This is a genomic window from Sphingobacterium kitahiroshimense, from assembly GCF_025961315.1.
Lineage (GTDB): Bacteria > Bacteroidota > Bacteroidia > Sphingobacteriales > Sphingobacteriaceae > Sphingobacterium > Sphingobacterium anhuiense.
The window spans coordinates 3304599-3320003 of the sequence record NZ_JAOQNK010000001.1 but is presented as its reverse complement, the minus strand read 5'-3'; the positions used below and the strand labels follow the sequence as shown (position 1 = coordinate 3320003).

General features: G+C 34.5%; 9 protein-coding genes and 1 riboswitch. Of the genes, 3 read left to right on the top strand and 6 right to left on the bottom strand.

Annotation, left to right across the window (positions count from 1 at the left end):
- Positions 1–111: 111 nt before the first annotated feature.
- Positions 112–2532: a TonB-dependent receptor gene (locus M2265_RS14725; protein ID WP_132771579.1), complete on the bottom strand. Its 2421-nt coding sequence runs from the start codon at positions 2530–2532 to the stop codon at positions 112–114.
- Positions 2533–2592: 60 nt separating this feature from the next.
- A riboswitch (TPP riboswitch) is annotated at positions 2593–2718 on the bottom strand.
- 630 nt (positions 2719–3348) lie between these two features.
- On the opposite strand from M2265_RS14725, the gene M2265_RS14720 reads away from it, so the two are divergent.
- The 3 genes from M2265_RS14720 to M2265_RS14710 are packed head-to-tail and all read left to right on the top strand — an operon-like array spanning position 3349 to position 6357.
- Positions 3349–4518 carry an amidohydrolase family protein gene (locus M2265_RS14720; protein WP_243655460.1) on the top strand — a complete coding sequence of 390 codons (1170 nt, stop codon included), beginning with the start codon at positions 3349–3351 and terminating at the stop codon, positions 4516–4518.
- 34 nt (positions 4519–4552) lie between these two features.
- Positions 4553–4834 (top strand): acylphosphatase, encoded by a 282-nt coding sequence (locus tag M2265_RS14715; RefSeq protein ID WP_021192356.1) that lies wholly within the window; start codon positions 4553–4555, stop codon positions 4832–4834.
- An 11-nt stretch (positions 4835–4845) separates the two neighbouring features.
- Positions 4846–6357 carry an oligosaccharide flippase family protein gene (locus tag M2265_RS14710; protein WP_132771577.1) on the top strand — a complete coding sequence of 504 codons (1512 nt, stop codon included), beginning with the start codon at positions 4846–4848 and terminating at the stop codon, positions 6355–6357.
- A 12-nt stretch (positions 6358–6369) separates the two neighbouring features.
- Here the strand turns inward: M2265_RS14710 and dusB are convergent, their stop codons facing one another.
- The 5 genes from dusB to M2265_RS14685 form a co-directional block, all read right to left on the bottom strand.
- Positions 6370–7368 carry a tRNA dihydrouridine synthase DusB gene (gene dusB / locus M2265_RS14705; protein ID WP_132771576.1) on the bottom strand — a complete coding sequence of 333 codons (999 nt, stop codon included), beginning with the start codon at positions 7366–7368 and terminating at the stop codon, positions 6370–6372.
- Between the two features lie 307 nt (positions 7369–7675).
- On the bottom strand, positions 7676–10117 hold the full coding sequence (locus tag M2265_RS14700) for an outer membrane beta-barrel family protein (RefSeq protein WP_132771575.1): 2442 nt from the start codon (positions 10115–10117) through the stop codon (positions 7676–7678).
- Between the two features lie 10 nt (positions 10118–10127).
- Positions 10128–11261 carry a PepSY-associated TM helix domain-containing protein gene (locus M2265_RS14695; RefSeq protein ID WP_132771574.1) on the bottom strand — a complete coding sequence of 378 codons (1134 nt, stop codon included), beginning with the start codon at positions 11259–11261 and terminating at the stop codon, positions 10128–10130.
- 82 nt (positions 11262–11343) lie between these two features.
- Positions 11344–12600, bottom strand: a complete 1257-nt coding sequence (locus M2265_RS14690; protein WP_132771573.1) for a DUF4374 domain-containing protein — start codon at positions 12598–12600, stop codon at positions 11344–11346.
- A gap of 26 nt (positions 12601–12626) precedes the next feature.
- Positions 12627–15017 (bottom strand): TonB-dependent receptor, encoded by a 2391-nt coding sequence (locus M2265_RS14685; RefSeq protein ID WP_132771572.1) that lies wholly within the window; start codon positions 15015–15017, stop codon positions 12627–12629.
- Positions 15018–15405: the final 388 nt, after the last annotated feature.

Below are 15405 nucleotides of genomic sequence, written 5' to 3'. Positions count from 1 at the left end.
AATGCCAACTATTGAGTTTGATCTGATTAAGTATTGTTGACGTCATGGATCTTGAAAATGCTGTAAAACAACTTGCGCCTTAAAATAATGTTGAAGGCGCAAGTTGTTTTATTAGAATTTTACGTTTAGGCTTAACATAAAATTTGTTGTAGCCTGTGGATAGTAAAAATTAAAATATTTTCGAGATGTACCGTCCATATAACCCCAAGTATATCCGTTGGTTTGATATTTTTCATTTAGGATATTGTTGACAGTAAGTCCAAGGTCTATATTTTTCAAACCTAATATGGAGAAATTATAAATAGCTCTAATATTGTTTACAAATGAAGGGTCTATACTTCTTACTTTGGCTGAACTATTGTCCAGATATTGTCTTGAAATATATTTTGATAATAGTGCAATTTCTACTGAACGAAGAGGGCGATAAGTGAACTCGCTTGATAAAATAGTTGCCGGAGAAAGTGCAATATCTGTTTTTTTAATGAATTCTCCACTCGTTTCATCCGTGTAATTTTTGATTTTGTTCTGACTTAGTCCCGCTGTTGCTTTCCAACCAAAGTACGCTGAAATTTTCCATGCGGCATCTACTTCTAAGCCTATTCTATAGCTATTTGGGATATTCATTCTCAATGGAGAACCTACATTATTAAGTGCTCCGGTCGGAATAAGTTGATCTTTATAGAACATACCATAAAAGTTCGTACCGATGTTAAATGTTTCATTATTGAAGCGGTAGCCAGCTTCGATATCTTGCATTTTCTCTGGTTTGGGATTGTTTCCTTTTAGATCAACAAAGTCATTTCTGACAGGTTCTTTACTAGCATAGGCATATGAGGCGTATAAATTTGAATTTTCATTGATGAGGTAAGTAATTCCTAATTTTGGATTTACAAAATTGAATTTTCTTTTAAAATCCATTCCTTTGATTTTATCGTCATCACCTTTTACTTGGTAATTAATATTACGATACTGTATATCCGCAAATAATAACCATTTTTCGAATGTAAAGTCTGCTTTCAGAAATGTACTGATGTCATCTTTTTTAGCATCATTGAGATAGTATTTATCCCCTAAGTTGCTGGCGGAAGCATATTTTGCCCAGATTATTTCACCGTAATGATCTCCCTTATATTGATTTGCAGCTCCACCCCATGTCAATTTTATTGTCTGTGAAGGATTATAGTTGAAGGAAAAGGTAGTCCCATAGAAGTAATTATCTAACCATCTTCTCCTTACCAAATCGGTTTGTTTGATGGTATCGGTTCCTGAAATGACTGGTGGTAAATTGTATTTTGAAAAGTCGTCTTCAGGTCGGAATTCTTCGTAATAGCCTGCACCTCTGGTGTAATGTAGTGCCGCATTAAAAATTAGTTTTTCATTGATAAAATTGGTGTAATGTAACTGGTGATGTGTTTGCGTGTAGTTGTCTGTTTGGTTTTTATATAGGTATTTGTTGTAAGTGCGACCAGAATTTAATAGATTTTCTGTTTCTAGCTGTGTATAGCCATCATTGACGGCATAATCTTTCATCCCCGCTACATCATTGTTTAATCTTGGCTCTGGTGTTCCGTACCAAGATTGATATGTTTTTTCCTTGCCAGAGAATACAATGGCCTTTAAAATATGTTTGTCACTATAATAACCTCCATCTACATAAAAAGACTTTAAATCGGAAGATGCTCGGTCGATATAGCCATCGCTCAAGATACGTGAGAGACGAACATTAAAGGCAAATTTATTATTTAGTAGTCCTGAACCTACTTTCAAAGTATTTTTCCAAGAATTATAAGAGCCGAAAGAGTTGTTGAATTCTACGTACGGCTCTTTTTCGAGTGTATTGGATTGTATGTTTAGTGATGCCCCGAATGATCCCGCCCCGTTTGTAGAAGTTCCAATTCCTCTTTGAATCTGGATACTCTCGGTAGAGGATGCAAAATCGGGAAGATTGACGAAGAATGAGCCCATACTTTCCGCGTCATTCAACGGAATTCCATTCAATGTTACATTTATGCGGGCATTATCAGATCCTCTTATTTTCATATTTGTATATCCTATACCTGCTCCTGCGTCCGATCCTATGACGACAGATGGTGTTTGATCTAGTAGGTATGGAATATCTTGTCCGAAATTGTTTTTAGCGATATCTTGTTTGCTAATATTTTTATAGGTTGTAGAAGAGTTGTTTTTGGCACGTGTTGCCATGACCAGGACTTCTTCTGTTTTTATAGCACGTGGTTTTAGAAAGATTTCAAGATCAGTATTTTGTACCAGATCAATCTGCTTCTTTTCTGTACTATAGCCTATGTAAGAGATTGTTATGGCGTATTGTCCATCAGGTAATCCTGAAAACTTTGAAGTGCCATTTCGATCAGTTGTTAAATTCTTACTCTGATTTTTTGTCAGAACGATACTTGCGCCCTGTAACGATTTTTTTGTTTCATTGTCTAAGACTTTGATGGATAAAGCGTTTTGAGCTGATACGGATAATGTTATTCCTAGAAATAGCACTGTGCTGATTAAATTTTTAATCATGTTTTTTAATTGAATTTTGAGTTAAACAAACTATTGCTAGGGGTTACAACAGTTTTTCACTTATTTAACTAACCTTTTCCCTCCGCCAGCATTATCTGGATCAGGTGCACAACACATAAATGTATTGTTGGGTATAATCTCAGCCTTTATTCGTGTTCGTAGAACAAGGCACCCCTTATTGATAATGCGAAGGTATTAAATAAAATCTGTACTAAAAATATAATGTAAAAATGGATGTTGAGGAATTGAGTTTTGGAATATCAATTTGTTTTGCTCGTAAAAATAAGTGGAATAGATTTTCGTTTATAGGATTGTATTATGATGAATGTTGTGTTGCTTTATCTTTAGCTTCTTTCGGATTTTAAAGTAGCTGTATTGATCCGGTTTCTTTTTTTAATAACTAAAAGGATGTCCATTTATAATTCCATGATTTATTGATGCTTCACTGACATAACGTCATTGAATCGCTACAAAAATGAATAAAATTGTGGTTTTTAGATAATATATTGGCTGAATTTAAACTTATTCCCTACCTTCAAAAAATATGCTAAAATTCAAACTTTTAGCTCATGTTAATTATTTTTAGCAACAAGGGAGTTTTTATTAAGGTTTAAATTTATGTTACATTCTTATAAGTTAATTTATCTAAAAGTCTTTGATTTTTATCACGATTAAATAATTAAACTAATTGTGTAAATTTGTTTTTTTTAATGGTAATATTTTTTTTACTAAATTTTGGCACGAATTTTAACGTTAATAACCACAGTTCCTTTGCGTTGACCTGAATGCTAAGTAACTATTAAAGTTTTTATAATAATGAAATATTTTAGCGCTACCTATATCTTACCAATTACATCTTTACCTATTAAAGATGGAGTGGTAAAAGTTAATGATGATGGTGAAATCCTTGGGATTTATGAAAGTAAAGACGTAGAATTGAGCGGCCAGCATATTGAAAAATTTGAAGGAGTTATTGTTCCTGGATTTATTAATGCGCATTGTCACTTAGAATTGTCCCATATGAAGGGTACGATTCCGCAAAAAACTGGATTACCAGCTTTTCTTTCTTTGGTTATGACAAGTCGTGGCACTTCTTTAAAAGTGATTGATAAAGCGATGGCTGCTGCTGATGAAGAAATGTACAATAATGGTATTGTGGCAGTTGGAGATCACGTGAATTCTGATAACACATCTAACATTAAGGAGTCTAGTAAGATTCTTTACCACACTTTTGTTGAAGTCTTCGGAGTAGAGCCGGATGAAGCTGATGGTCGATTGCAGGAGGCTAAGGATTTGATTCATGAATTTGATCCAGCACATTCTTCAATTACACCACATGCTCCTTATTCTTGTTCGAAAATACTTCTGAAGAAATTTAAAAAAGCGGTTTCTGATGTTAATATTATCAGTATTCATAATCAAGAGAGTGATGAAGAAAATCGATTGTTTCGTTATAAAACGGGAGGATTTATCGATTTCTTTAAAGTAATAGGGAAAAATCCTGATTTGTTTAAAGCTCAGGCTAGAAATTCAATTCAGTCATATTTACCATATTTACCTCATCCTAATAAGTTGATCTTGGTTCACAATACGTATACGTCATTGAAAGACCTTGATTTTGTGGACCGAATGGGCCGTGATATCGTATGGTGTTTATGTCCGAAGGCGAATCTTTATATTGAAGGTCAATTGCCAAAAGTAATGAACTTTGTAAACGATAATCAAAAAATTGTAATCGGTACAGATAGTTTAGCATCCAATGATAAGCTTTCAATTTTAGATGAATTAAAAGTGTTACATAAACATTTTGATAATTTAGATTTTCAGCAATCTATCCAGTGGGCTACTATTAATGGGGCACAGGCTTTAAATATCGATGATAAATTTGGTTCAATTGAAGTTGGTAAAAAACCAGGTCTTGTTCTATTAAAAAATATGGAACATTTTAGATTATCTGATAAAGTTACGGTGCAAAGATTAGCATAGTAAAATACTCAAAATCTTCTGTACTTTTGTTGATATGAAACATGTTAATATTTCTATCAAAGGAAAAGTACAGGGGGTTTATTTTAGGTTATCTACCAAAGCAGTTGCCGACCAATTGGGTATTAAAGGGTTTGTTAGAAATTTAGCGGATGGTTCTGTTTATATTGAGGCAGAGGGTGATGATTTTGCTCTAGATTGTTTAAAAGAATTCTGTGAAGAGGGACCTGAGCGCGCAGTAGTGGAAGAAGTGATTTGTGAAGAGGGCGTCTGGGAAGATTTTAAGAATTTTGAAGTGCTAAAAAAATCGTCTAAATAAATCTTAATATCTTGTCTGTTTTTAAGAAATTTGCTGGTCAAACCTTGATCTACGGTCTCAGTACTATCATCTCTAGATTACTGAATTTTGTTTTAACGCCAATTTTCGTTCGTAAATTTGAAGCTTCCACCTATGGAATATTTACGAATATGTATTCTTGGGCAGCTATGATCAATGCATTCCTAGCTTTTGGGATGGAAACAACCTATTTTAGATATTTACAGAAAGTTGAGGAGAAGGATAAATCTAAAGTATTCAATAATAGCTTTGTTGTCACCATTTTTACTTCTTTAATTTTTCTATTAACTATTCTTATTTTTTCTAATGACATTGCGCATTGGTTTGCAAAAGAAAATATTGACTCTGTAGGTCAATATAAAAGCTATATTTACTTTGTTGGACTTACTTTAGTCGTTGATGCACTTGCTGTTGTTCCTTTTGCCAAAGTTCGTGCTAATGGTCGGCCATTGCGCTACGGCGTATTGAAGTTAGTCAATATCATCACATTTGTTATTTTAAACTTGACATTCATTGTCTTCATACCTTATTTACTTCAAGATTTTCCGGATACTGAACCATATTTTTCTAGCTGGTATATAAACTCATGGTTGGGTTATGTGTTTATTTCTAATTTTGTAGCGAGTGCAGTGACATTGTTGATGCTGTTGCCCGAGATTAGAACATTTAATTTTAAAATTGATCGGGTGTTGTTAGGTGATATGTTTCGATATAGCTTTCCTATTTTGATCGCTAATATTTCATTTATCATAAACGAAAACCTAGATAAGATTTTAATGCCTGAATTATTACCGAAAAGTATTGCTGACCGAGATGTTGGTATATATGGTGCTATTGCAAAGATTGCTGTTTTCTTAAGCATTTTCGTGCAGGCATTTCGTTTAGGAGCCGAACCTTTTTTCTTCTCCTATGCCAAAAATGATAATTCGAAAAAGGTTTATGCAATGATCATGGAATATTTTGTGATTGCTATGATGGTTGTCATGATCGGATTGTCTGTCAATATTGAATGGCTTAAGTATTTTATTCAAGGAGGATCTGCTTCAGAGAGTGCAGAATATTGGTCGGGTCTATTTATTATTCCTGTTATTTTATTCAACTATGTGATGCTTGGGATATATATGAACCTTTCTGTGTGGTATAAACTTTCTGATCAAACACGATACGGTCTCTATATTTCAGGTATTGGGGCTTTAATTACAATTATATTGTGTTATATCCTGATTCCGCGCTACAGCTATGTCGGTGCAATTTATGTGACGACCATAACTTATGGTGTAATGGTATTTTTATCCTATTTTTGGGGACAAAAGAATTATCCAATTCCTTATAAGATCTTTAAAATTGGGGCTTATATGTTGGTTGGTACTATGATCGTTTATATCCATTACATAGTATTTGACCGGAATTTTTGGATTGGCAATATGATGTTGATTGCTTACTTATTGGGAACCGTTTTTGTCGAGAGGAAAACGGTAATGAAGATGTTGAAGTCTAAAAGTTAGAAGAAGCTATTTTTAATAAATAGCTTCTTCTGCAAAGTTATGTTGTATTTCGTCTAACACTTCTTGGATCTCTTCGAATGTCTGAAGACTGACTAATCGCATTCTGTATTCTTTAAAGTCTGGTATACCTTTAAAGTAGTTTGAATAATGACGACGCATTTCGAAAATACCTGTTTTAGGTCCTTTCCATTCAATTGATTTAACCAAATGTGTTCTGCACACATCTACACGTTCAGCAATTGTTGGACCGGCTAAACGTTCTCCTGTGTTGAAAAAGTGTTTTATTTCTCTAAATATCCAAGGATATCCAATTGAGGCGCGACCAATCATAATACCATCAACTTCATATTCCTGGCGCCATGCAATTGCTTTTTCTAAAGAATCTACATCGCCGTTTCCAAAAATTGGAATTTTAATGCGTGGATTACGCTTAATATCACGAATCATAGACCAATCTGCTTGCCCTTTATACATTTGTGCGCGTGTACGTCCATGTATTGATAAAGCTTTAATACCGATATCCTGTAAACGTTCTGCCACTTCATAAACATTTTTGGTGTCATCGTCCCAGCCAAGGCGGGTCTTCACAGTAACTGGTAGATGTGTTCCTTCCACGACTGCTTTTGTCATTGCGACCATACGATCGATATCTTGCAATAAACTAGCACCTGCTCCACGGCAAGCAACGTTTTTAACTGGACAACCGTAATTAATATCGATTAGATCTGGATTTGCTAATGTGCAGATTTCGGATGACTGTCTCATGTGTTCGATTTCGGAACCGAAGATTTGTATACCTATTGGTCTTTCATACTCGAAGATATCTAACTTTTTACGTGATTTTGCTGCGTCTCGAATTAATCCTTCTGAAGAGATAAATTCCGTATACATCATATCTACCCCATTTTGCTTACAAACAAAACGGAATGGCGGATCACTTACATCCTCCATTGGAGCTAGCAATAATGGAAAGTCTCCTAAATCTATATTTTCGCCAATCTTAACAGACATATTTGATTTTTTTACAAAGATAACAATTTTGAGATAGTTCTATTTATGGTGTTTTTGATATGAATGTCATATGATGATTTAGGAAATTCATGTTTTATTGTTTATTAATATGCAGGGCAGGTTTCTTGCTAAAATGTGCTTCTTCGTAAAGAGATTAATTAGTAAGGATATATGTTCTGAAGTTTTCAAAGTTGTTGGTATTTACAACGCTCGAATAAGTATAAATAGAAAACAGCTATCAATTTCTTTTGATAGCTGTTTTCTATTTATACTGGTGTGGAATATCACCTTTGCATCGTGTTGATTTTTATAATCTATTTTTGATATCTTCCGAACCTGTTGAGCGTTCTTTTGCTCTGTTATCTGAACCTCCAAATCGGTAATTGAATGATAAAATTGCTGTTCTGCTATCTGGATTTGATTTTCCTATTAATCTCACTGCATTGGATACTGTTTCATATCGACGGTTATTGGTATGAAATATGTCGTTAACGACCAGCTTAATCGTTGCTTTTTTACTTAAAATGCTCTTTTGTATTCCACTGTAAATAAGTCCGTAACTTTTGATATTCGTTAAACCAATGGTCAGACCAGAGTTATAATTTCCTCCAATCTCTACAGACCAATCTTTGGGTAGTTTGAAAGTATTTTGTGTATTTAATGATAACGTATTGCCTGATCTTTTGATTAGTTCATTTTCTTGTGGAATCTCATATTCGTTTCTGTAATAGTTTGCAAAATGTGTAGCTGTCCACCAGGAAAATAATTGTGTAGGAGCCATGAATGATACGCCAAAATTTTTGAATGAACCGATATTTTCGGGTCTTTCAAAAGTGATTTGTTTGTTTGTAGGATCTAATCCTATGATATCATTTACGACATTAGATCTGTCTGCATAATTTAACGTAAATATATATTTGTTAGCTAGTGTATAGTTAGCTTCATAAGCGTGCTCGTAAGCAGGATCTAGTTTTGAATTTCCTTCTGAATAGGAGAAGGGGTCTGTATAGACGCGGAATGGGTTTAGACTCCAGAAGGATGGACGCTCGATGCGATAGCTATAGCTTAGTTGTACTTTATGATTGTTATTGATGCTATAAGATAAAAATGCTGATGGGAAAAACTTTAAATAATCTTTAGAGAACTGTTCATTTAAAGTTATTTGATTACCATCGGTAGATGTGTGCTCTGCTCGTAATCCTACTTGTGTTGAAAATTTGCTCCAAGTTTTTGATAGATTCACATAACCTGCTTGTATCGTTTCTTTATAAATGAAGTGATTACTTGTCGATAGATCTGGAACATAACTCTCATTTAGCAATGTATCATACCGCAAATCGTTTTCTGTCCGGATATGACTTGCTTTCCAACCAGTTTCTAGCTTAAAAGTTTCATTAAAAGGGAGGGTATAATCAATTTTTGCAACATAAACCTTACTGTCTGAGGGAATATCGCCAGTGCGTGATGATAAGGGGCGTATATTATTTTGATTTTCATTACTGTATTTAGTATTTAGTGTTTGATCCATTTTGGAATAATGGTCAATCATATCAAAATCCACTTTTAGTTCATGTCCATTTTCGTTGAACTTCAGGTTATAATTGATGTTATATAACATGTCTTCCCATCTTTCTTTTCCTTCGGTTATGGTTGAAGCCGACCAGATGAGATCTTTTGTCGCATAGTTTCTAAAATAATTGGTGGTTGGTTCATATTTTGGATATTTACCAAAGCCTCCATTTACTAGAAATCCCAAAGTCTGTTTTGAACTTAAATAAAAATCCATACCAACTCTGAAATTATTTGAACGCAGTTTCGGTTGAATTTTGTTTTCCTGTTGGGAGTAGGTTTCTGGTTCTGCTTGCGTATCTTTATAAAAGTAGCGTGTTAATGAATTGTAATACTCTAAATTTTGAAAGTATTGATTGTAATTTCCGAAGATATTTATTTTTTCCGTTCTGTAATTTAGGTCTAAACTACCGCCTAGGTGTAATCCGCGACCTGCTCCCATATTTCCGGAAACAGCTCCGTTCAACCCTTGCTTCAATCCTTTTTTTAATACGATATTGATTATCCCTGATGTTCCTGCCGCATCTTGCTTGGCATTAGGATTAGTCATAACTTCAATTTTTGTTATATCGTTTGAGGATGTACTTCTTAACAAATTGGCTAGCTGATCTGCGGAGAGGTAGGTAAGTTTTCCGTTAATCATGATAGAAGCACCAGATTTTCCTTTTAAACTGAAGGTTCCATTATTATCTAGACTTATACCTGGAATTTTGGTCAAAAGTTCTAATCCACTGTTACCATCTGCTAATGCAGAGTTTTCTATGTTGAAAATGGTTTTATCTTGATGTTGTTCTATAAATTGCTTGCGTTTATTGATGACAACCTCACTCAGATAAGCATTGTTTTGAAGCAATACAATTTTCCCAAAATCATATGCATTCACGTGCTCGCTTAATATGAATTGAGATGTTTTAAAATCTTCGTGTGTCATATTTTTTATATGCACATAGTAATTTCCATATGGTGCATTAGGGAAAATAAAATTCCCTATGCTATCGGCAGTAATAATTTTTGCGACAGTTCCATCATGAACGCGATGTAAAGTTACTTGTGCATGGGGTACAGGTTCGTTCTGTTCATCTAGGACACGGCCCATGATTTTAGCAGAATTTTGAGCACTGGCAACAAATAAAGTAAAAACTAGAAATAAACTAAGTAAGTAGTTGCAATGATGAAACATGTCTGCAAGATTAAGATGTTATTGGATGAATAGATTTTGATTTTTTTACTTTTTTTTTCTTTTTCCCCCACCAGATATAGAAACCAGTAATCGGTAATGTTGCGCAAATAAGTGATGCTAAAAAATATATTATTTTAGTAGCCATTCCCCCAATGAATCCTGTATGTAAGGCATAATTTGCGCGCATTAGCCATTCTGTGGTATTGGCATCATCAATGGGACCTTGTTTTCTGCCTGTTAATTCTAGCGTATTACGATCAAAATTTAAGTCACGCCATATACCGTTTTCCATATCTGTACATGCATATACGGATTTATCCTCGGCTTCAGGGTAGTGGACGATAACGGCTTCTTTGTTATGGCGAGCATATTCATGGCGCACTTTATACCAGATTTGATCAGCAACAATCAATGCATCATTCAAGGGCTGATCATCAGGTATTTCTTTTTCAACTTGTTCTACTTTAGGTTTATTCGGGTATCCTCCGCTGAGCCAAACTACTGATTTGCGCATCCACGGGAAGCTCATGATTAACCCTGTAAGGCACATAACTAAGGCTATGGTTAGTCCGTAAAATCCTAATACATTGTGCAGGTCATAATTTACTCGTTTGAACCGCGCTTTCCATTTGATGGTAAAACTCTGCTCACGAGATCTTTTGTTCCATTTTTTTGGCCACCATAAAATAAGACCAGTGATTAGTAGTGAAAAGAATATAAAAGTACTCCAGCCGACTACTTGACGGCCGATCTTGTTCGGCATCCATAGATGACGGTGCCCCTCATCCATGAAATGAAAGAAATCTTCATGATTAACAACAGCTAGGATCTCAGCTGTATAAGGATTGACATAGACTAAACTATCGGAGTGGTCTAAACTTACTTTAACTGATTTATCTAAACCATAATACCAGGAACTAGCTATTTCTTTGTCTGGAATGGCTGTCTTTACAGCTTTGTAGATTGCAGATGGAGGAAGCTGATCTTCTGATCTTTGTGCTTCTACGCGAATATAATTTGTAGTGAATTCTTTGATGTCATGTTCGAAGACAAGTACACAGCCGGTTATACTTAGGATAACAACAGGTATGCCTGCCGCTAGTCCTAACCAAAGATGTAGCCATGCATTAATTTTGCTGAGCATAATAATTTAAAGCGCTATTTATAAAGTGATAAAATTTATTCTGTCAAAGTATTTCTTTGACAGAATAAATGGATTTTTATTTTTAGTAATTGATTTTACTCATGGACGAAACACCAGATACACCGACAAATTTTAAACCTCTTTTGGCTGTTGCATTATTGATGTCAATTGTATAGGTATAATATTGTTTGTCTTCTAAACTCTGACATGCATAGTAAGCTTTACTGCCATCTTTTTCAACAAATACGACGTCCTTATATCCTTGTTGTTCATGGGCAGGAATTTCTTTGATTTCAGTCATCTTTTTTGTCTGAATATCGACGATGTATAATTTTACTAATCCACCTCCTACACCTTCAGCTTGTTCGCCTTTATTATAAACTGTCATTAAGAATTTATCATCTTTAAGATAACTTCCTCTTGCAATTTTGCCATTTCCTAATGATTCAATATCAAAATAATAGTCTTTATCAAATTCATCAGTTCCTTTCTTAATTCGAAGAAATCCTGATTTGTTTTTAGAAGCTAAAGATGCTTCATTTGCTGAAAACCAAACGTATGCATCACCTTTGTTGTCTACAGCAAGACCTTGTTGTGCCCACCAATTTCCAATATGTGAACCACGTCCATCTCTAATTGTTTTTTCGAATTTTAGCTCAGGATAAGAGAAGATACCGATATAAGTAGTGTCGGTGGTTGTGAAATTACCGCCCCAGTTGTTTGATCCGTCTCCAGATTGAAAAGGAACATATATTTTATTTCCTACTTGAAACACGCCGGTCCAGATGGCCATTCTTTTTCCGCCTAAAACTTTGGATAGATCAACGGTGTTTTTATTTGCTATAGAGAAATTTTGAGCATCGTAATTTCTTAGGGTTGCCACTGGATTAACAATACTTCTATTTGTGGTACCTAATATAATATTTTTGTCTCCAAAATGTCCATAAATACCTGATGTCTCAGCATTTACTTGTTCATCTTTAAGTCTCTGGAACTCACCTTTACTATCAATGTTGTAAGGGGTTATCGGTCCTTGACCACCATATGTTAGTCCAAAGATATAGTTGTTCTGATTGATAAAGGATTGTTCTGTCGCTGGCATACCGTTACCTACAATACTGAGTGTTCCATCGCTTACATTATCTGTTGACAGGATATAATTACCTGAAGTTCCAGCTTCTCCACTACCTTGTCCATTTACGATAAAAACAAATTTTTCTCTTTTTCCGGAATTTCCGGTATCACTTCCTCCATCAGAAGGATTGTCTTTTGAACATGCAGTGATGGCTAAAACGCCACATGCTAGGGTCAGCATTTTTAAAGTGTTTAACTTTTTCATTGTATTTATTTATTGAATTGTGATTGTTATTTTGTACGTATAAAGTATCTGAACTTAATATTGAAAGATCTACTTGGCTTTTGCATTTCGAAATTGTCGAAACGTGTTGCATCGGTTAGATTATTACATTCTAAAGCGATATTATATTTTCCAGATGCTAAAGAATAGATGATGTTTACATCATGTGATACTTGTGTTGGGATTCTATATCTTTGAGATGGGGTCGCTAAACTTGGCCAATCTAAAAAGAACTCATGTATATATTGAAGATTATATCCTACCGTTAAAGTATTATTCTGTTTACCGACGTTGTGAAAATAGTAAGCCGCGTCAGCATTACCATATAAATAGGGCATATTTGGCATTCTATCTTTGTAGATACTACTTTGTATAATTTGCGAAGGTTCAACTTTAGTTGTGTTGATCAGGTTTTGGTAAGTCATATTTCCTCCGACTGAAAACAGGTTCTTGAAATAATATTTTAAGTTGATATCAACACTATTGTTTCGTACACTTCTTAGATTAGCACTTTTAAGTTCTCTTTTATTATTGCTGCTTAATGGTCCTACATACTGGCGTATAAAATCTTTAGCATTGCGGAATATGTAATTGGCATCTATGATAATTTGTTGGTTTTTTTGTAATTTTAAAGCATATGATAAACCTAAGTTGATATTATCACTACTCTCGGGTCTTAGACCAGGATTACCACTAATATTGATGGCATCACCAAATAATTCGGTATTATCGGGAAGTCGGTATGCTTTCTCATAGGAAGCTTTTAGTTGAATGTCTGGATTCAGGAAATAGGAAGTTGCTAAGCCATATCCGATTTTATTGATTGATATTTCCACATTCTCATAAGTTTCCTTCTCAAGTTCATTGAAGTATTTTCCATTTTGATTGTAGTTTTTTAGAAAAATATTAGCATCCCAACGATCAAGTATGGAGGTTCTATAGCCGATTCCTGTAATGTTTTTTATTGTTTTGCGTGGGAGCTTATTAACTTCTAAATCTGGATAGTAATGATCTTTTCCTTTTCTGTCAAATGTTGTCAACAAATGATTGATCATAATGCTATTATTCTTGTTAATTGCATAAGAGATATTGGCCGTAAGATTACCATTGTTGTTTTTGTAGCGGTAATCTGTTAAGTCATTTTCTCCTCCTGGAGCATTTGGATCTTTTGGATTTTTAGGTATACTTTCTCCTGTCCAAGTGAATCTTCTTGGGACGGTATCCAAACTTCTTTCCGTACCGAAATTGTATCGAGCGTTTATCGTTACATCTAAACCTGCTGTCAATAAATTTCTCTTGATGTATTTAAAAGTCGGCTGTACAATGTTTCCTTGGCTTTCTCGACCTCCATATACATCTTCCATATGATTACCCGTTTGGATTTCTTTCTTATTCTGGCCGAGGGTAATACCAAAAAGGAGCTGATCAGCGTATTTTTTATTAGAAACGCCCATATTATATACTAATGTTTCATTTCTGTATGCATCGTGGAAACGTTTTCTTCTTTCGGCGGGGTAAAATTTTCCAGTGTCAAAATTGTATGATCTTACATTTACCAAGTAATTGTTGTCCGAGTAATTTTGAAAAGCAGAAAGCATCATTGTAAAACCGTTGTTAGCAATGTATCCGGCATTAACTGAAATTTTGTGGGTGTTAAATGAGCCATATGAATATGAAGCATCTAAATATTTTCCCGGCTGGTTTTTGGTTACAATGTTGACTGCTCCACCTAATGCATCGCCGCCTAGCCATACGGGAACGACTCCTTTGTAGACTTCAACTCGTTCTGCAAAATTGATCGGTATGTTGTTTAACTGAAAGGACGATCCGAAATTATCCATGGGAATTCCATCAACGAATAATTTAACCTGATTGCCCGAAAAACCATTTAAGCTAAAATTCATGTTTGATCCTACGCCACCCGACTCTCGCAGTCTAACACCCGAAACACGATTTAATGCCTGACCAATATCCATTGTTGTATTGTACAATTTCTTCGCATCGATTGCTGTAACATTAAATGGTTGCTTTTGTATTTCTTTTGCTTCGGATCTTGCAACGATTTCGACTTCATCCATTGTTGTCTGTTGTGAAGCCAATTTTATAGATAGCACTTCAGTGTTTTTCTGGCTAATAAGAAAAGTTCTGTCCTTGGCTTTGAATCCAACAGCAGATACTCGTATAGTATAGTTGGCAAAAGCGATATTTTTTATTGAAAATAAACCGCTTTTATCAGCTTGGGTCACTTGATTTGTTTCAAGAATTGTAATAGTTGCACCCTCAATAGGTGTATTTGAGGTGGTACTTATTCTTCCTTTTATTTCTCCTCTCTTTTGTGCGTAAGCAGTAAACGATATGATTACATATAGACTTAACCATATTATTTTTAAATTCGACATCCCTTTATTTAGATTAATTATACATAGAGATGTTGCGTAACTCCAAATATACCGAAGGTCAGAGTGAGAAAAAGATTATAAAATGTGCTATTTGCTTAATTTTTAGGCTAATAAATTTTATACATCTAAATTTATTTAGTTTTTAGGCTACTCAGTTTTGGAATAAATTTATGAAGATAATGTCAAATTGAAATATCATCATTGATTAGCGGCATAAAAAGATAGATAGCGAATTAGGGAGTTAGCAAGAAGAAGAGAAAGGTTTAATACTGTTGTATGGAGACAATATTTCTTGGTCGAAGAGGTTTCAAAGCAAAAATCAAGTTGATTTTAAATTGATTTATTTAACAATATTCAAATGACAAGTGGTAAGATATTCGGAGCGAAT